This is a genomic window from Thalassospira povalilytica (genome assembly GCF_002844235.1).
Classification (GTDB): Bacteria; Pseudomonadota; Alphaproteobacteria; order Rhodospirillales; family Thalassospiraceae; genus Thalassospira; species Thalassospira povalilytica.
The window spans coordinates 758,617-776,573 of sequence record NZ_PGTS01000002.1; the positions used below are offsets into that span (position 1 = coordinate 758,617).

Annotated in this window: 17 protein-coding genes; 7 read left to right on the plus strand and 10 right to left on the minus strand. The window is 54.6% G+C overall.

The genetic code is table 11. The features are described from left to right. Window positions 1-197: 197 nt before the first annotated feature. The gene (locus tag CU041_RS20595) at window positions 198-362 is read right to left on the minus strand and encodes a DUF1127 domain-containing protein (RefSeq protein WP_114097336.1); all 165 of its coding nucleotides are present in this window, start codon (window positions 360-362) and stop codon (window positions 198-200) included. Between the two features lie 691 nt (window positions 363-1,053). Here CU041_RS20595 and CU041_RS07835 point away from each other — a divergent pair. The 4 genes from CU041_RS07835 to CU041_RS07850 all read left to right on the plus strand — a co-directional run bounded on the left by CU041_RS07835 (window position 1,054) and on the right by CU041_RS07850 (window position 5,318). Continuing rightward, a complete protein-coding gene (locus CU041_RS07835; protein ID WP_068518894.1) occupies window positions 1,054-2,316 on the plus strand; it encodes an ABC transporter substrate-binding protein in 1,263 nt (420 codons plus the stop codon). Between the two features lie 96 nt (window positions 2,317-2,412). Next, the gene (locus CU041_RS07840) at window positions 2,413-3,321 is read left to right on the plus strand and encodes a carbohydrate ABC transporter permease (RefSeq protein ID WP_068518893.1); all 909 of its coding nucleotides are present in this window, start codon (window positions 2,413-2,415) and stop codon (window positions 3,319-3,321) included. Continuing rightward, entirely contained in the window at window positions 3,314-4,201 is an 888-nt protein-coding gene (locus CU041_RS07845; protein ID WP_068518892.1) for a carbohydrate ABC transporter permease, read from the plus strand. Before CU041_RS07840 ends, CU041_RS07845 begins: the two co-directional genes overlap by 8 nt. Before the next feature lie 4 nt (window positions 4,202-4,205). Beyond that, window positions 4,206-5,318, plus strand: coding sequence for an ABC transporter ATP-binding protein (locus tag CU041_RS07850; RefSeq protein WP_068518891.1), 1,113 nt, complete (start codon window positions 4,206-4,208; stop codon window positions 5,316-5,318). Window positions 5,319-5,442: 124 nt separating this feature from the next. Here CU041_RS07850 and CU041_RS07855 read toward each other — a convergent pair whose 3' ends face one another. From CU041_RS07855 to CU041_RS07865, 3 genes are all read right to left on the minus strand, one after another. Then, entirely contained in the window at window positions 5,443-6,954 is a 1,512-nt protein-coding gene (locus CU041_RS07855; RefSeq protein ID WP_101246334.1) for a sensor histidine kinase, read from the minus strand. Window positions 6,955-6,963: 9 nt separating this feature from the next. Continuing rightward, window positions 6,964-7,698 (minus strand): response regulator, encoded by a 735-nt coding sequence (locus tag CU041_RS07860; protein ID WP_068517415.1) that lies wholly within the window; start codon window positions 7,696-7,698, stop codon window positions 6,964-6,966. Window positions 7,699-7,862: 164 nt separating this feature from the next. Continuing rightward, window positions 7,863-9,458 carry a choice-of-anchor I family protein gene (locus CU041_RS07865; protein WP_101246335.1) on the minus strand — a complete coding sequence of 532 codons (1,596 nt, stop codon included), beginning with the start codon at window positions 9,456-9,458 and terminating at the stop codon, window positions 7,863-7,865. Between the two features lie 183 nt (window positions 9,459-9,641). Here CU041_RS07865 and CU041_RS07870 point away from each other — a divergent pair, with 183 nt between their 5' ends. From CU041_RS07870 to CU041_RS07880, 3 genes are read left to right on the plus strand one after another with little or no spacing between them, the layout of a single operon-like run. Continuing rightward, the gene (locus tag CU041_RS07870) at window positions 9,642-10,649 is read left to right on the plus strand and encodes an NAD(P)/FAD-dependent oxidoreductase (RefSeq protein ID WP_101246336.1); all 1,008 of its coding nucleotides are present in this window, start codon (window positions 9,642-9,644) and stop codon (window positions 10,647-10,649) included. An 18-nt stretch (window positions 10,650-10,667) separates the two neighbouring features. Continuing rightward, window positions 10,668-10,862 (plus strand): DUF2256 domain-containing protein, encoded by a 195-nt coding sequence (locus CU041_RS07875; RefSeq protein WP_101246337.1) that lies wholly within the window; start codon window positions 10,668-10,670, stop codon window positions 10,860-10,862. Continuing rightward, a complete protein-coding gene (locus CU041_RS07880; RefSeq protein WP_170310169.1) occupies window positions 10,859-11,143 on the plus strand; it encodes a DUF3253 domain-containing protein in 285 nt (94 codons plus the stop codon). Before CU041_RS07875 ends, CU041_RS07880 begins: the two co-directional genes overlap by 4 nt. A 3-nt stretch (window positions 11,144-11,146) precedes the next feature. Here the strand turns inward: CU041_RS07880 and pgi are convergent, their stop codons facing one another. The 6 genes from pgi to CU041_RS07910 all read right to left on the minus strand — a co-directional run bounded on the left by pgi (window position 11,147) and on the right by CU041_RS07910 (window position 17,954). Continuing rightward, window positions 11,147-12,793: a glucose-6-phosphate isomerase gene (gene pgi / locus CU041_RS07885; protein WP_101246338.1), complete on the minus strand. Its 1,647-nt coding sequence runs from the start codon at window positions 12,791-12,793 to the stop codon at window positions 11,147-11,149. A 152-nt stretch (window positions 12,794-12,945) separates the two neighbouring features. Then, window positions 12,946-13,905 (minus strand): PfkB family carbohydrate kinase, encoded by a 960-nt coding sequence (locus CU041_RS07890; RefSeq protein ID WP_101246339.1) that lies wholly within the window; start codon window positions 13,903-13,905, stop codon window positions 12,946-12,948. 137 nt (window positions 13,906-14,042) lie between these two features. After that, window positions 14,043-14,651 (minus strand): tyrosine phosphatase family protein, encoded by a 609-nt coding sequence (locus CU041_RS07895; RefSeq protein WP_068517410.1) that lies wholly within the window; start codon window positions 14,649-14,651, stop codon window positions 14,043-14,045. A 153-nt stretch (window positions 14,652-14,804) separates the two neighbouring features. After that, a complete protein-coding gene (gene speB, locus CU041_RS07900; protein WP_068517409.1) occupies window positions 14,805-15,776 on the minus strand; it encodes an agmatinase in 972 nt (323 codons plus the stop codon). Between the two features lie 38 nt (window positions 15,777-15,814). Then, window positions 15,815-17,320 (minus strand): aldehyde dehydrogenase, encoded by a 1,506-nt coding sequence (locus CU041_RS07905; protein ID WP_101246340.1) that lies wholly within the window; start codon window positions 17,318-17,320, stop codon window positions 15,815-15,817. Window positions 17,321-17,405: 85 nt separating this feature from the next. After that, a complete protein-coding gene (locus CU041_RS07910; protein WP_068517407.1) occupies window positions 17,406-17,954 on the minus strand; it encodes a cupin domain-containing protein in 549 nt (182 codons plus the stop codon). Window positions 17,955-17,957 lie beyond the last annotated feature (3 nt).

A 17,957-nucleotide genomic window follows, 5' to 3' on the forward strand; every position in this document is an offset into this window, starting at 1 on the left:
AATCCCCCGAAATCCGGGCGGCTTTCCCCGGCCGAACCAGAACGGCCAGCTGATCGCAGGACAGGCTGCCCTGGACCAAACGCCAAAAGGCAGCATTGCCAAAAGACGAAACTGTCGCCCAAAACACAAAAAGCCGGACTGATGTCCGGCTTCCGCATTGGCAATCCCGATAAACGGGTGCCTAAAGTGCGCTGGCGTTATGCAATCGCGTCACGAGCTGCTTTACGAGCAACGTCTTTGATCTGCCAGTGAGAAATACCGACATCATCAAGATCGCGCTTATCGAGGCCGTAAAGTTCATTCGCAACCGAGCGTGCATAGGCCCAACGGCGAACAGCAACAAGAATACTGGACAGGAACATGTTGAACCTCCTTGGGTTACAAAATTCGAATGCTGCCTTGGAGCTCACCTCCAACTGTCTGGCGCATTCACCTCAGTAGTTTCGCAATGCAATATGCCCAAGGGCCACTCAATCCTCAATTGCCAAAGTTTGCATATCATCTGTTCCATTTTGTCACATATAAACCCGTGACCACGGCTGATCGGCCACGAAACCCCGAAGTTATGCATATTTCACAGGTGTTTTCAGCCAACGGACGCCCCACCAAAACGTGCCGCGGCGCGGCAAAACACCGGCGATCACGGGCAATATCAGCTTAATTTTGACGGAAATGACGTCTGTTTTCGCGAAATTGATGACCGATTTGACGTCGGACAAACAGGATCGCCCGTTTTGTCGACAGACAACAGACCAGTCAAAACCGCCAAATGTCGTAAAACAGGTTTCATTTGTGCCGGATCACATCGTAAACCATATCAATATGCTTGAATTTTCTGTTACTTGTGACGGTCCGGAACATCTTTGATGCTGACAAACGCTCTAATTGTTTTTGCTGCCCTGCAATATGGTGATTGGCTACCAAATTATTTTTGTAACAGATTGTTTCAGTTCGCATTCTGGAAACGCCCTGTTACAGTTTTGTGGATGCATTGAACGGTCTCTCACAGCATGTTGTCGCTGCAAATGGTTCAAAGCCAGGGAGGAAACCTAAATGTATCTGCGCAAAACCATCCTCGCCACCGGTGTGGCGATTTCTGCACTTGCAACTGCAAGCTTTGCACATGCAGAGCCGACCGCTGAAGTTCTGCACTGGTGGACTTCGGGCGGCGAAGCGAAAGCTGTTGCTGCACTTAAAGAAGATTTCGAAGCCAAAGGCGGCAAATGGGTCGATAGCCCGGTTGCTGGTGGTGGCGGCGATGCGGCCATGACCGTTCTGCGTTCGCGCGTTCTGTCTGGTGACGCACCGGCTGCTGTTCAGCTTAAAGGTCCGGCGATCCAGGATTGGGCCGAACAGGGTGCGCTTGCTGATCTCAATGACGTTGCCGAAGCAGAAGGTTGGGACAAGGTTATCCCGCCGGCGATTCAGGACGTCATGAAGTATGAAGGCGACTATGTTGCTGTTCCGGTAAACATTCACCGTGTTGACTGGATCTGGGCAAACCCGACCCTTCTTGCAAAAGTCGGCGCGACCGAAGCCCCGAAAACCTGGGACGAGTTCAACGCTCTTGCTGACAAGCTCAAAGCTGCCGGTATTACCCCGGTTGCTCATGGTGGTCAGCCGTGGCAGGACGCAACCGTCTTTGAAACCGTCGTTCTTGGCCTTGGCGGCCCGGAATTCTTCCAGAAAGCCCTGGTTGATCTCGACGAAGACGCTCTGAAATCCGACACCATGAAAGCGGTGTTCGACCAGATGCGTAAAATTCGCGGTTATGTCGATGCCGACTTCCCGGGTCGTGACTGGAACCTTGCAACCGCAATGGTCATGAATGGCGAAGCTGCCATGCAGATCATGGGTGACTGGGCAAAAGGCGAATTCCTTGCTGCTGGCAAAGTACCGGGCAAAGACTTCATCTGCTCGGCAACCCCGTCTGAGCACGGCTACCTGTTCAACGTTGACAGCTTTGCAATGTTCAACGTTTCGGGTGACGACAAGGTCGAAGGCCAGAAACTGCTTGCTGAACTGATCGTTGGCGAGAAGTTCCAGGAAACCTTCAACCTTCTCAAAGGTTCGATCCCGGCACGTCTTGGTGTTTCGCTCGACAAGTTCGACGATTGCGCCAAGAAATCCGAAGCTGACCTTCTGGCAGCCCAGGAAGCTGGTGGCTTCCTGCCGTCCATGGCACACGGCATGGCACTTCGCGGCCACCTGTCCGGTGCGATCGTTGACGTTGTCACCGCCCACTTCAACTCCGACATGTCGTCTGACGAAGCCGTCTCGCGTCTGGTCGAAGCTGTTGAACTGGCCAAAGACTAATCTCACCTGATCTGAACAGTCTTATCGACTGAATCGTATGCAGGCCCCGGTTTCCGGGGCCTGCTTCCCGCTACTTTAACTTTTGAGGCAAAGGGTATGGGGGCTTCTCAAAGCACCGAAAGCAACCTGACGGCCCGCATCCAGCGTCATCTTTCCAAGATCGTTGTTGCACCGTCCTTTGCTGCGTCCCTGTTTTTCGTTTACGGGTTCATCCTGTGGACGGGCTATATGGCGTTTTCCAAGTCGCGCATGCTTCCTGTTTGGGATTGGGCAGGCCTGCGACAGTATGAACGCCTGTGGCAAATGGAACGCTGGCATGTTGCCATTGAAAACCTTCTGGTCTTTGGCGGTCTGTTTATCGTGACCTGCCTGATCATCGGGTGCCTCTTGGCAGTTCTTCTTGATCAGCGTATTCGCGCCGAAGGCGCACTTCGCACGATCTTCCTGTATCCGATGGCCCTGTCCTTTATTGTGACCGGTACCGTCTGGAAATGGCTTCTGAATCCGGGCCTTGGCCTTGAAAGCATGATGCATGATTTTGGCTGGACGAGCTTCAAGTTCGACTGGCTGGTCAATTCGGACATGGCGATCTACACGGTTGTGATCGCAGCTGTCTGGCAGGCATCGGGCTTTGTCATGGCAATGTTCCTTGCGGCATTGCGCGGCGTCGATCAGGACATCATTCGCGCAGCCTATATGGACGGTGCCAGCCTGCCCCGTATCTATTTCGGCATTATCATTCCGTCGATCCGCCCGGTTTTCCTGAGTGCGATCGTCGTTCTGGCCCATCTGGCCGTCAAAAGCTTTGACCTGGTCATCGCCCTTACGGGTGGCGGTCCGGGTTACGCATCGGATCTTCCGGCAACCTTCATGTACACCATGGCATTCCAGCGCAACCAGCTTGGTGTTGGCGCGGCCAGTGCAATGATGATGCTGGCAACTGTTATGGCAATCATTGTGCCGTACCTGTATTCCGAACTGCGCGGAGGCAAGAAAAATGGCTGATCTTCAGACCTATAGCCACGACGCAGGCTGGAAAAACACGGTGCTGCGCGGCTTGCTCTATCTCGTTTTGATCCTGTTCGCAGCCTATTATCTGTTCCCGCTGATCGTCATGATTTCAACATCGTTGAAGTCGCTTGACGAAATCCGCGAAGGATCACTGATTTCGCTGCCGCGGGTGGTGACGTTTGATGCATGGAATTATGCATGGAACGAAGCCTGCGTCGGTGTGGAATGCACCGGGATCAAAGTCTATTTCTGGAACTCGGTCAAAATGGCGATCCCCGCCGTTCTGATTTCGACCTTCCTTGGTGCGATCAACGGATATGCACTGACCAAATGGCGGTTCAAGGGTGCCAACATCGTGTTTGCGCTTCTGCTGTTTGGGTGCTTCATTCCGTTCCAGGTCGTTCTGCTGCCGATGTCACAGGTTCTTGGCAAGCTTGGCCTTGCCAGTTCGACCCCGGGCCTTGTTATGGTCCATGTCGTTTACGGCCTTTGCTTCACCACCCTGTTCTTCCGGAACTATTACGTATCGATCCCGGATGAACTGGTAAAGGCAGCCACCATTGACGGTGCGGGTTTCTTCACCATTTTCTGGCGCATCATTCTGCCGATTTCGACCCCGATCATCGTGGTTTCGGTCATCTGGCAGTTCACCCAGATCTGGAATGACTTCCTCTTTGGCGCGTCCTTTGCCTCTGGCGAAAACGCTCCGATGACAGTCGCACTCAACAATATCGTCAACACCACTACCGGCGTGAAACAGTACAATGTCGATATGGCAGCAGCCCTGCTGACCGGTCTTCCGACATTGCTGGTTTATGTCCTGGCAGGCAAATACTTCGTCCGCGGCCTGACCGCCGGTTCGGTGAAGGGATAAGCAAATGGCATCACTCACCCTCGATAAAGTTCGCAAGGCCTTTGGCCCTGTCGAAGTTCTCAAGGAAATCAATCTGGCAATCGAAGATGGCGAGTTTCTCGTCCTTGTCGGTCCGTCGGGTTGCGGTAAATCGACCCTTCTGAACCTGATTGCCGGTCTGGAAAGTTCGACCGGCGGGGAAATCCGCATCGGGGATCGCGTCATCAACGACGTACACCCCAAAGACCGTAACATCGCCATGGTGTTCCAGTCTTATGCGCTGTACCCGAACATGACGGTTCGCAAGAACATCACCTTTGGTCTGGAAATCCGCGGTGTGTCGGCACAGGAACGTGACAAGGCCGTTGCCGATGTCGCCAAGCTGCTTCAGATCGAGCCGCTTCTGGATCGCAAACCGTCCCAGCTTTCGGGTGGTCAGCGTCAGCGCGTTGCCATGGGCCGTGCGCTTGTGCGTGATCCGGACATCTTCCTGTTTGACGAACCGCTTTCCAACCTTGATGCCAAGCTGCGCGTTGATATGCGGACCGAAATCAAGAAACTGCATCAGCGTCTTGGTTCGACCATCGTTTACGTGACCCATGACCAGATCGAGGCCATGACACTTGCATCTCGCATCGCGGTCATGAAAGGCGGCATTCTTCAGCAGTTCGATACGCCGCAGAACATCTATGAGCGCCCCAACAACATGTTTGTTGCCGGCTTCATCGGTTCGCCGTCCATGAACTTTGTCGATGCGACCCTGATCGACAATGGTGGCAAGCTTGCCGTTTCGATCGAACGTGATGGCGGTCCGATTACCCTGCCGCTGTTCGAAGCACCGGAAAGCTACAAGGCCTATGTCGGCAAGAAAGTCGTCTTTGGCATCCGCCCGGAAGGCCTGACACACAAGCGCACCGGCTCAGACGAACCGGGCAGCCAGTATGTCAACTTCGACAGCAAGGTCGAAGTGATCGAACCGACCGGTGCCGACACCATGACGGTGATCGACATTGCCGGCAAAGAAATCGTCGCACGTGTCCGTCCGGACCGCGCACCGACACCGGGCGAGAGCATGACCTTCTCGGCCGACATGTCTCAGATCAGTCTGTTTGACCCGGAAACCGAGTTGCGGATCTGATCTGACTGGCGGGTGGTTCTGGGGGCCACCCGCCATTCTTCTTTTACCGGTGCGTCAAACCTGCCGGTCATGAAAAAAGCGGCCCGAATATGCGGGCCGCTTTTTTTTGTTTCTGCCATCCGGTTCAGTTGGGCGCGATGATCCGCCGTGGCAGCGATATGGTGACCTCAAGCCCCTTGCCCGGCATATTGCGCAGGCTGATCCGTCCGTCATGGGCGTCAATCACGGTTTTGACAATCGACAGTCCAAGCCCGCTGCCCCCGGTACTGCGCGCACGCGATCCTTCGACGCGATAGAATGGCAGGAAAACCTTGTCCTGATGTTCGACCGGAATGCCCGGCCCCTCGTCACGGATGGTCACCAGAACATTGTCCGCTGTTGCTTCCAGACTGACCTTGGCGCGATGGCCATATTTCAGGGCATTTTCAATCAGGTTGGTAAAGGCGCGTTTCAATGTCCCCGGTCGGCAGGTCAATCGAATGCTGCGTTTGCCATCAAATGAATGGGGCTCATCCCCACCACCAAATACCGTATGAACCGATGAAAACTGCAATGGCTGCGGACCGTCGAAACTGACAGGACGGCCAAGATCGGCATAGTCATCACAAATCGCTTCAAGCACGGAAACGAAATCAACGGTGCGTTCTTCTTCTTTCTGAATCCAGTCGCCCAGAAAATCGAGCGCATCATTCAAAAGACCGTCCATTTCATCCAGATCACGCAGAACGGTTTCGCGCAATTCATCATTTTCAATGAATTCGGCGCGCAGTCGCAGGCGGGTACTCGGTGTGCGCAAATCATGCGAAATCGCTGCCAGCATACGGGTACGATCGCCCAGCATGCGCGAAATCCGTTCGCGCAAATCGTTATAGGCCGCGGCCATTGACCTGGCTTCGGTCGGGCCGCGTTCTTCGACCGGCGGGCCATCGACTTCGTCCCCATGGGCAATGATCGCTGCGGTCAGCTTTTTGAACGGTCCGGCCAGCAAATCGGCAAGGGCGGCAAAGACGGCCAAAACCGCAACCACCCCCATCAGAAACATCAGAAACACAAGCGATGGCGATGAATAGCTGGCCCATAATTCATCATGACTGATCAAAAGCCGCTTGCCCGACGGCATCATGATTTCAAGCTGGGCTTCCAGTCCCAGACGCGCCATTTCGCGCGACAATTCTGCAAAAAACAGGCTGGGATTTTCGGTTGCCTCGATGGTGGCACGTTGTTCGGAACTCAGGCGCCCGCGCAGGAAATGGACCTTGACCGATGTCGGCCAACCGGTATTGGCCAGTCGCACCGGCATGGCGATATGTTGTGCCGGCCTTGAAAACAAAAGCAACGTGCCAAGATCATCGGCTGGCAAGATGCGCAATGCCATGCCATCGCGCGCCGCAATATCGACGATATTGGCTTCGAATTCGGGATTGTCGGCAATGCGGGCCAGCTCACGAATGGTAAAGCCCAGCGTATAGGCCCGGCTGATCCGCTCGTTGCGTTCAATGACATAATAGGATGCCAGCGCACTCAGCACGGCAATGATCACGCCGCCCAGCATCATCAGCATAAAGATCCGCCCACCCAAGGTACGCGGCTTGTAGCGTCTTAGATAATCACTGAACTGTGCGAACATGTCCGCCATCACACAGTCCTAAAGCGTCTGTGTATCGGCGCAGAACTGATACCCAATCCCGCGAACGGTTTTGATCAGTTTGGGATTTTTTGCATCTTTCTCGATCTTGCGCCGCAGACGGCTGATCTGGATGTCGATGCTGCGATCAAATGGCAGTGAACTTTGCCCGCGGACAATATCAACAAGCTGTTCACGCGACAGTGCCCGCTTGTTGTTTTTCACCAGCGCCAGCAACAATGAAAATTCACCGGTCGACAGATGAACCGCCACATTATCGGCATCGCGCAATTCACGCGATCCGATATCCAATGTCCATTCACCGAAAATAATACGCTGGGTCGGGGCAACTTCATTGTCGGTCGGCCCCACCGCACCGGTTTCAAACCGGCGAAACACCGCCCGGATACGGGCCAGAAGCTCGCGGGGATTGAACGGTTTGGTCAAATAGTCATCCGCACCAAGTTCAAGTCCCAGAATACGGTCGGTATCCTCACCCACCGCTGTCAGCATCACAATCGGCACCTTGGATGTGCGCCTGACATCCCGGCATAACGCAAACCCGTCTTCGCCCGGCAGCATGATGTCCAGAATGACCAGATCAATCTTCCAGTCGCGCAAGGCACGGTGCATCTCGTTGCCGTCCGAAACGGTCGTGATGCGAAAACCATGCTGCAGCAGGAACTTTTTCAAAAGCTTCTGGATTTCCTGATCATCATCGACAACCAGAATATGAGGTTCACGTCGCGTAGTCAGAGTCCCGAACTCCCCTTTATCAATCGGTCATGTTCCTGACCGTGCGCGGAGTTTAGTCCATATTGCCTTCGGATTGAAACATTTTACCATGACCTGATCATAAAAGAAAAAGCCGGGCTAAACCCGACTTTCCCCTGTGTCTGCCCGATGCGTCTCATCGGGTTTTATTTCAGGTCATAGACCTTGGTGCTGCCCGATACTTCGGACGCAATCACCAGTATGGCATTCCCGGTCGGGCTGTCCTTGGCATCAACGAACTGCATGCCTTCGGGTGCCAGTTCGCCTGCGGTGTCGGCTTCGGGATTGCCCGAGAAACGGCGATCACTGTGATAGGTGACAAATTGCGGGTTGGCCGGATTGGTCAGATCATAGACCATAAAGCCACCCTGCCGTTCCAGTCCGATAAAGGCATAGGGAACGCCGTTGACATACCCCGCAGCAATGCCTTCGGGTTCCGGGCCTTTGTCGTCGGAACGATTGTCGCGGCTGTAATTTTCGGTGTCCGAGGAGTTAAAGACATTGGCGTATTTCGCCGCCAGCACCTGCTCGAACGCATCGCCGCTATCAAAGACCATCTCGCCACTGGCATTCAGAACCGAGAATGACCGCGCGCCATAGCTGTAAATAACGTCAACATCCCCGTCACCATCGGTGTCACCCTGTGCGGTTGTCGTTTTCAACCGGCCAAGATTTTCGTCTTTCTGAAGGGTGTCGGCATTCGGGAAGGCCACCGGGTCAAGGGTCAGTTTGCCAACCCGGGTTTCTTCGCTGTAACCGTCATAGTCACGGGAATCGCCTTCGTTGGCGATCAGGATCCAGTCCTTGCCGCCAATTTCAATCGCATCAATGGTATCGGGCATATACATGCCCATCACCGGCCAGGTACGGATATTGATCTTGCCGTCCTTGTCACTGGCATCAAAGGCATGAACCGAATGATCCTTGAAACCAAGACCGGCCACATGTTTGACCGTCGCGGTTTCGATATCGATGATGGCGACTGCATTGTTTTCCTGAAGCGACACATAGGCGGTCTTGCTGTCGCCTGAAACAGCAATGTATTCCGGCTCGATATCCTGGGCGACGCTTGACGTACCCGGGTTGGATGTCCGCATGCCGTATGGCAGTTCCGCATCATTCAGGAACCTGAAATCGACGGTGCGCACATCGGCATCGCTCAAACCATCGACGCCACCGGCAATCGAAATGATTGAAACGCTGCCTTCCGGGTCGTTGGTGAATGCGTCATTGGGTTCGCCTTCATTGGCAACAAGGACATATTTTCCATCGGGTGAAAACTTGATCATGTCGGGCAATGCACCGACCGTTACCGATGCGATAAAGTTGCCTTCGGTATCAAAAAACACCGCCTTGCCCGGGGCCTGCTTGTTTTCATTCTCGACCGCGACGGCAAGGACCCCGTTTTTCACCGCAACACTGTTTGCCCCCTTGCCCCAGGTCGCAAGTTCAAGTGCACCAAGCTTGGAAAGCTTGTCGGGGTTTGACATATCAAGGATATCAATCGCCTTGTCCGCGCCATTGACGACAAAGATGCGTTTGGACAACGGGTCAAATGCCGGGATTTCTGCGGCACCCTCGTCGAGCATGCCGGTGCGATATTCGCCCATCGGCACAATCGTGATCGGGTGTGCGCCCGCGTTGGTAACACTGTTGGTCATCATCGCGTGATCTGGTGTAGTACCGGCACAGGCCGTCAAAAGTACGGAAATAGCAGCAGTTGCCATCAATGAAGAACGCATAATTCCCCCTTGGTAAATGGTTCGACAGATCAGACAACCTGCTGATTTGTTGTAACGGTTTGATGACCCGGGCGTGACAGTTTCATAAATATCTTGTGGCAGTGACTGCTCCAACCCGCCCCGTCTTGCGTATCAGAATCAAACCGCTGAATTGTCGCAACACCACATCATCGGGGCTGTCAGATGAAATCAATCCGCATCGCCATCATCGGCGCAGGCATGACCGGACTGAAAGCTGCAAGTACTTTGCACAAGGTCGGAATGGACGTCACCGTCTTTGAAAAAAGCCGTGGTCTGGGCGGGCGACTGGCATCACGGCGAACCGATTTCGGTCATTTCAATCACGGTGCGCAATATGTTACCGCCCGTCACCCCGGTTTTGCCGCCTATCTGGAACAGGCCGCATCGCATAACGCCGCCCAAAACTGGAAACCGAACCTGCATCGTGGCGACATTCCCGCCATGCAAAGTGCCGGAAACCTTGCGCTTGATCACTGGTATCAGGGCGCGCCGCAAATGAACAAACTGATCAGCCCGCTTGTCGATGCCTTTACCATTCACAAACAGCACCGCATCACCCGAATTGAACAGCTTGATCGCAAAAGCTTTGTCCTTCATGACGATCTCGACGGCGAATTCGGCCCGTTTGACGGGGTTATCGTAACGGCCCCTGCCCCGCAGACGGCTGAATTGTTGCGGCCACTTTCAGCGCGCTATGACGCGATTGGTGACGTGGTCACCGCACCTTGCTGGGCGGTGATGGCGGCCTTTGAACAGCCACTTCCGACGGCATTTGATGCCATGCTGCATCCATCCCCGGCAATCAGTTGGGCAGCACGCAGCACACAGTCAGATGATCTGTTCCACCGGCGCCGTCCCGACCCCTGGGTTCTTCATGCCAGTCCGCAATGGTCGCGCGACCATCTCGAAGATGACAAGGACCGCGTGATTGAAAACCTTTTGGCTGCCCTGCGCGATGTGAGTGGCGTCAAACTGCCGCAATTGCATTCGGTGCAGGCCCATCGCTGGCGCTATGCGCGCACCGAACAGCCACTGGGCTCAAGCCATCTGAACGGTATGAACGGGCGCGTGATCGCCGCCGGGGACTGGTGTCTTGGTGCCCGGGTCGAAGCCGCATGGCGCAGCGGTCAGTCTGCCGCCCATGCGATGATTGAAACCCTGATCGGATAAATACGACCCGGTAATGCCATGCCCCGCAATGCCAATGGATCATTCCGCGCCAAGGCGCATTTGCCGTCAAAGACATGCCTATCCTGCGGCCGGCCATTTTCGTGGCGACGCAAATGGAAAACCTGTTGGGAAGACGTCAAATACTGTTCCGACCGATGCCGCAACAGCCGTCCGCACAAAAGATCCCCTGAGCATGATGGTGCAGGGTCATGATCGTTGATGATATCGAAGAAACCCGGCCAACCTATGCGGTTTTGCGCCAAAGAATGCTGTCACTTGCAGCCCGGCGCGGTGCGGACAAATCCTTCTGCCCGTCCGAGGTCGCCCGATCATTTGGCAACAGCTGGACCGAGCTGATGCCGCGCATTCATCAGGTGGCCGAACAGCTCTGCGCCGAACGGCTGGTTGAATATCAGAAGGGCGGCATCAGCCATGGCCAAAACCGCCCTTCCGGTGCCTATCGGCTTTGTCTGGTCCCCGATGACGGGGACTAAAATTCACCCGCGCAAATCATGCAGACGCTTGATCAGACCTGCTGTTGATGCGTCACGCGCACCGGCGTCTTCCTTGCCTTCGACCATTGGCAGCAACTCCTTGGCAAGCTGCTTGCCAAGTTCGACCCCCCACTGGTCATAGGAATTGACGTTCCAGATGATGCCCTGAACAAAGATTTTATGTTCATACATCGCCACCAAGCGGCCAAGGGTAAATGGATCAAGCTGCTTATACAGGATCATGGTGCTGGGCTTGTTCCCGGCAAATACCTTTTGCGGGGCAAGAACATCAATCTCGGCCGGGGAAAGGTCACTTCCGGCCAGTTCGGCCCGCACTTCATTCTCGGTCTTGCCACGCATCAATGCTTCGGCCTGTGCCAGACAGTTTGACACCAGCTTGTCGTGATGGTTACCAAGCGGATGGAGCGCATTGGCTGCAACAATGAAATCAACCGGGATCAGTTCGGTGCCCTGATGGATCAGCTGATAAAACGCATGCTGCCCGTTGGTGCCGGGCTCGCCCCAGATGATCGGACCGGTTTCATAGGCAATCGCCTTGCCATCGCGGGTGACCGATTTGCCGTTACTTTCCATATCGGCCTGCTGCAAATAGGCTGGCAGCCGTGAAAGATGCTGATCATAGGGCAAAATGGCCTGGCTCGATGCGCCCAGAACATTGCGATACCACACCCCGATCAGGGCCAGGATCATTGGAATGTTGGTTTCCACCGGTGCGGTTTTGAAATGGTTATCCATTGATTGCGCACCGCGCAGAAGGTCTTCGAACTTGTCATAGCCGACTGCCAGAATGATCGGCAAACCAATCGCCGACCACAGGCTGTAACGCCCGCCGACCCAGTCCCAGAACCCGAACGCATTGTCGGTATCAATTCCGAATGCCGCGACCTTATCAAGGGCGGTTGAAACCGCCACGAAATGTTTGGCGACCGCACTTTGATCCCCCAGCGCCTTTACCAGCCAGTCACGGGCGGAATAGGCATTGGTCAGCGTTTCATCGGTCGTGAAAGTCTTGGACGCAATGATGAAAAGGGTCGTTTCCGCATCAAGATCCTTGAGCGTATCGACAATATGCGCGCCATCGACGTTTGAAACGAAATGGCAGCGAATGCCATCAATATGGAACGGGCGAAGCGCCTCATTGACCATCACCGGGCCAAGGTCGGATCCGCCAATACCGATATTGACCACATCGGTTATTTTCTTGCCTGTATGGCCCTTCCATTCGCCGGAATGAACACGCGCGGCAAATGCCTTAAGCCGTGCCAGCACTTCCTTGACGGCGGGCATGACGTCTTCGCCGTCAAGCTCGACCGGGCCACCATCAAGATTACGAAGGGCCGTGTGCAAAACAGCACGGTTTTCCGTGACATTGATCCTGTCACCGGCAAACATCCGGTCGCGCCATTCTTCGACATTCGCAGCCTTGGCAAGGCGCACAAGGGCGGCCATCACATCATCGGTGATCAGGTTTTTCGAATAATCGACAAACAGGTCGTTAAGCGCGGCGCTATAACGTTCGAACCGTGCCGGATCATCGGCAAAAGCCTGGCGCAGGTTCAGTTTCCCTGAAACCTCCGCGCCCAATTGATCCAGTTCTTCCCAGTTTGCAGTCAGTTTGTCAGCGGACATCACCACCCTCGGCCTTGTTCAACGTATTACACACCAAAACAGTGCAGTCGCGATCCCGCAGACTAGCATCTTGTTCAAACGATGTGTGGGACAGTTTGCAGAATGTCGTGGCAAGATTATGCGAATACCACGACATTCCTGTTGCTGGCGCCTTAGCGCGCTGAAAGAAAGTCTTCGACTTCCTTTTCGGTCGGAAGCGCATTGATGGCCCCGCGTTTGGTGGCGGTAATCGCCCCCACCGCATTGGCAAAGCGACATGCCGCAATCAGCTTTTCCTCGGAGCCCAGAAGTTCGGGGTCTTTCAGCAAACGCGACAGGAAGCCCGCCGTGCATCCGTCCCCCGCACCTGTGGCATCCACCGCCGTTACGTCAAACGACGGAACGAAACCGTCAAATTCCGGCGTGATAAAGCGCGATCCTTTGGGGCCATAGGTCACGACAAGTGCACGCCACTGGTCACACCAAAGATCCTTGATGCCGTCTTCCAGGTCTTCCTTGCCCGATACAAAGATGATTTCTTCGTCCGACATCTTGACGACATCGGCCTGACTGATCGCGAGACGCAGGATTTCACGCGCCTTTTCCACACTCGGCCAAAGCGGCAGGCGCAGGTTCGGGTCACATGAAATGATCGCCCCGTTTTCGCGCGCGATACGGATGGCCTCAAGGGTGGCGGCGCGCGGATCATCATCGATCATGCACAGGGTTCCGTAATGGAACAGATCGGTTGATGTCAGCATATCCCGATCAAGATCGGCCGGGCACAGCAACATGTCCGCCGACGGGCTGCGATAGAATGAAAATTCGCGTTCGCCATCGGCACGAAGCGACACGAATGCCAATCCGGTCAACGCTTCCTTGGTCAGAACAATACCCGATGTATCAACATTATCGGCCTTAAGCGTATCAACAAGGAAATGCCCAAAGGCATCATCACCAAGTTTGCCGATAAAGCCGGTATCAATGCCCAGACGTTTCAATCCCACAGCCGCATTGCCCGGTGCACCGCCCGCGGCCTTGGCAAAGGCAGGCGCATCGGCAAGGCCGGTACCGGTCACAGTCGGAACAAAATCAATCAGCAGTTCCCCAAGACAAACAGCTTTGGCTGTCATGACGTTTCTCCGTTCGGATTGTCCGCAAACAAATGCGGACCCGTTATCAAATTCATGTTGCGATCTGTGGGACCGACGGGCTTTTTAAATCGATTCAATTTGACGTGCAAACCAAAATCGGAACGAATGATAGCACATCACTGTGTGGATGCCTTTTGGCGGGCCAGTGCGCGGCCAAATTCGATCTCGCGCGCACGTTCAAGTTCGGTCATCCAGCGTTCAAACATGTCATCACGTTCCAGCTGAATGGCATAGTGACGATGCAAGGCGGCGGTCAGTCGCCCTTCGCGCCCCAGCATGTCATCGGCAAACGCAATCATTACCGAATTCGGCCAGGCAATTGGGCGCATTTCGCGAATGGTGGTGAAAATGCTGTCTTCGTCACGATCCGGTTCGATTTGCGCCATCAGGGTAATCATGGCCGCTGTCGACCGTGAAACTCCCATATGGCAATGCACCAGCAAGTGACCATCACGGCGATCTGCGTGGCTGGCTTTCAGGGCCTCGCCAAAGGCCAGAATGGCTTCGACATCCTGACGGGTCGGTGCCGGACGGCCTTCCTTGTCGTCAATCACGTCATGAAACCGCAAAACGGTCCGTTCATGCGGCGCAAAATCGCCAAAGATGGCCGGATCTTCCCGGTCAGGATCAAGAACTGACAGGATATGGGAAACCCCGTGATTACGATGGGTTGGCAATTCATCAATGCCACAGATGGTCAAACGGGTAATCGCGATCGGTTTCATTTTTCATTTCCTGTCATGTTTCATTTCTTATTCGGCCCTATCAGAGCACAAGAAAATGAAAAAACAAGGGCCGGCGCCTGTTAAAAGCACCAGCCCTTGAATAATTCCAGTGCGCGCAACTGATTGCGTCGCCCTGACCTATGAGCAGAACCGTTATTTCGCGCGGTTTACCGCATGAATATTCAGCATTTCCCACGCCATGGTCGCCCCGGCAAGGGATGTGATGTCTGAAACATCAAATGGCGGGGATACTTCAACCACGTCACTGCCGATCAGGTTCACATGACCGGCAAGACCGCGCAGGATCGACACCGCCTGATGGCTGGTCAAACCGCCCAGAACCGGTGTACCGGTCCCCGGTGCATAGCACGGGTCAAGGCCATCAATGTCAAAGGTGATATAGGCCGGGTTATTGCCAACCGTTGCCTTGATCTGTTCGACAATGGCGTCAATCGACATCGACTGAACTTCCGGCCCATAGATGATGTTATAGCCGTGCGTCGATTCATTGTGGGTACGAATACCGACCTGAATGGATTTCGACGGATTAACGATGCCCTTTTTCGCCGCGTGCCAGAACATGGTGCCGTGATCGATACGGTCACCATCATCTTCCCAGGTATCGGAATGGGCATCAAACTGGATCAGGGAAATACCATCACCGTATTTCTCGGCATGGGCTTTCAGGATCGGATAGGTGATGAAGTGATCGCCACCAATCGTCAGCATCTTCGCACCCGACTGCACGATATCGCGTGCGTGATCTTCGATCATGTCGGGCAGTTTTTCCGGATGGCCCGGATCGATCACCATATCGCCGTAATCAATCACCGCCAGTTCGGCAAAGATATCACGCCCGGACGGAAAATGCGGTGCCCATGCAAGATTGGTCGATGCACGACGCACCCCCTGCGGGCCAAGGCGGGTACCCGGACGGCTTGATGTCGCAAGGTCATAGGGAATGCCCGTCACGGCGATGTCGATACCGTTAAGATCACGCGAATAGCGGCGGCGCATGAATGACAGCGCACCGGAATACATCGGCTCGCTGGTATTCTGATGCACAGATTTCGCCGTAAAGGCGTTATCACCGCCCTTGGTGTCAATGACGCCAGTGCTGCTCATTTTTCTTCCCTTATCTCCGAATGAGAACCTGCTTGTAATCAGGCGTCGCCCAGCGCAATCCAGGTCGACTTGATTTCACAATATTTATCGAGCGCATGCAGCGAACGATCGCGACCGGTACCGGACTGCTTGTAACCACCAAACGGCATGGTGATTGATCCACCGTCCCAGCAATTGACCCAGACAAGACCCGAACGCAGTTTCTTTGCGGTCATGTGTGCCTTGTTGATGTCGCGCGTCCAAACCGCTGCTGCGAGACCATATGGCGTATCATTTGCCGTCTGAACAGCCTCTTTCCAGTCCTTGACCGAAATAACCGACAGAACCGGGCCAAAGATTTCTTCCTTGGCGATTGTCATATCGTTTTTGATGCCATCAAACACAGTCGGTTCGACATAATAGCCACCGGACTCGGTGCGTGCGCGTTTGCCACCGGTGCGCAGAACGCCACCTTCGGCAGAACCTTTTTCGATATAGCCCAGAACACGGTTCATCTGGTTTTCATCGACAATCGCGCCCATCTGGCTTTTCGGATCAAGCGGATCACCCGGCTGCATTTTTGCACCCGCTGCAATGACCTTTTCGATGAATTCATCCTTGATGCTTTCTTCGACAATCAGACGCGAACCGGCTGTGCAAACCTCGCCCTGGTTATAGAAAATACCACCGGCTGCGGCCGCGGCTGCGGCATCCATATCCGGGCAATCAGCCAGAACAATGTTCGGGCTTTTGCCACCACATTCAAGCCAGACGCGCTTCATGTTCGACTGACCGGAATATTGCAGGAACAGCTTGCCGACCTCGCCCGACCCGGTAAAGGTCACGCAATCGACATCTTCATGCAGGCCAAGCGCCTTGCCCGCCGTCGGACCGAAGCCCGGCACAACGTTCAGAACACCTTCGGGGATACCGGCCTCAACCGCGATTTCCGCGACACGAAGGGCGGTCAGCGGTGATTGTTCTGCGGGTTTCAGGATGATCGAATTTCCCATCGCCAAGGCCGGGCCAAGCTTCCAGACCGCCATCATCAGCGGGAAGTTCCACGGCACAACAGCGGCAACCACGCCAAGCGGCTCACGGGTGATCATGCCGATTTCATTGGTGCCCGACGGCGAGATTTCATCATAAATCTTGTCAATCGCCTCGGCATACCAGCGGATGCACTTGTAAGACAACGGAATGTCATCGCGGGCAGCAAGCGTGATCGGCTTGCCCATATCAAGGCTTTCAAGCAATGCCAGCTCGGCTGCATTCTTTTCAAGAAGGTCCGCGAAATGAAGCAGGATCGCCTTGCGCTTGGCAGGTGCGGCTTCGGACCAGCTGCCTTTTTCAAAGACGGCGCGGGCCGATGCCACCGCACGGTTGACGTCTTCGACATCACATTCGGCAACCTTGGTCAGAACCGACCCGTCGCGCGGGCTGATGCAATCGAATGTCTTGCCCGATGCGGCATCAACATAGGCACCGTTGATGAACGCCTTGTTGCGAATATCAAGGGCGGCGGCCTGTGCGGTCAGTTGTTCAAAATTCAACGGATTGGTCATCGGAAGTCTCCTGACGGATGGCGCTTTTGGGGCCTTGTTCAATATCGGAATTCAGGTCGGGTCATATGCCCGATACTTTACGCGATCAGTATGACGGCGGTGTGGCAGCACTGACGACTTCGCATTCCCCGTCCCCGACATTGCGGAAACGGTGCGGAATTTCTGCATTGAAGTAATAGGCATCACCAGGGCCAAGCACCTTGACCCGCTCGCCCACTGTCACTTCAAGTTTGCCGCGGATAATGACACCGGCTTCCTCGCCCTTCTGAACGATAAGATTGTCACCGGTATCGCCACCCGCCGGATAGGTTTCATGCAGCACGCGCAATTTGCGATCCTTGCGCGATGCCCCGACAAGACGCATTGACATCGTCCCGTCGGAAAGTTCGACAAGCTCTTCTTTTTTAAAGAAAATTTCTTCACCATTGTCGAGATCAATGGTGAAGAAATCAATCAGGCTCATCGGGATGCCTGCCAGCACTTTGGCAAGACTGTCAACAGACGGGCTGACACGATTTTGTTCAATCGTTGAAATCGTACTGTTCGTGACACCGGCACGTCGTGCCAGTTCACGCTGCGACAGCCCGTACATGCTGCGCACAGCTTTCAGACGATCCCCGACCTTTTGCGACATTCC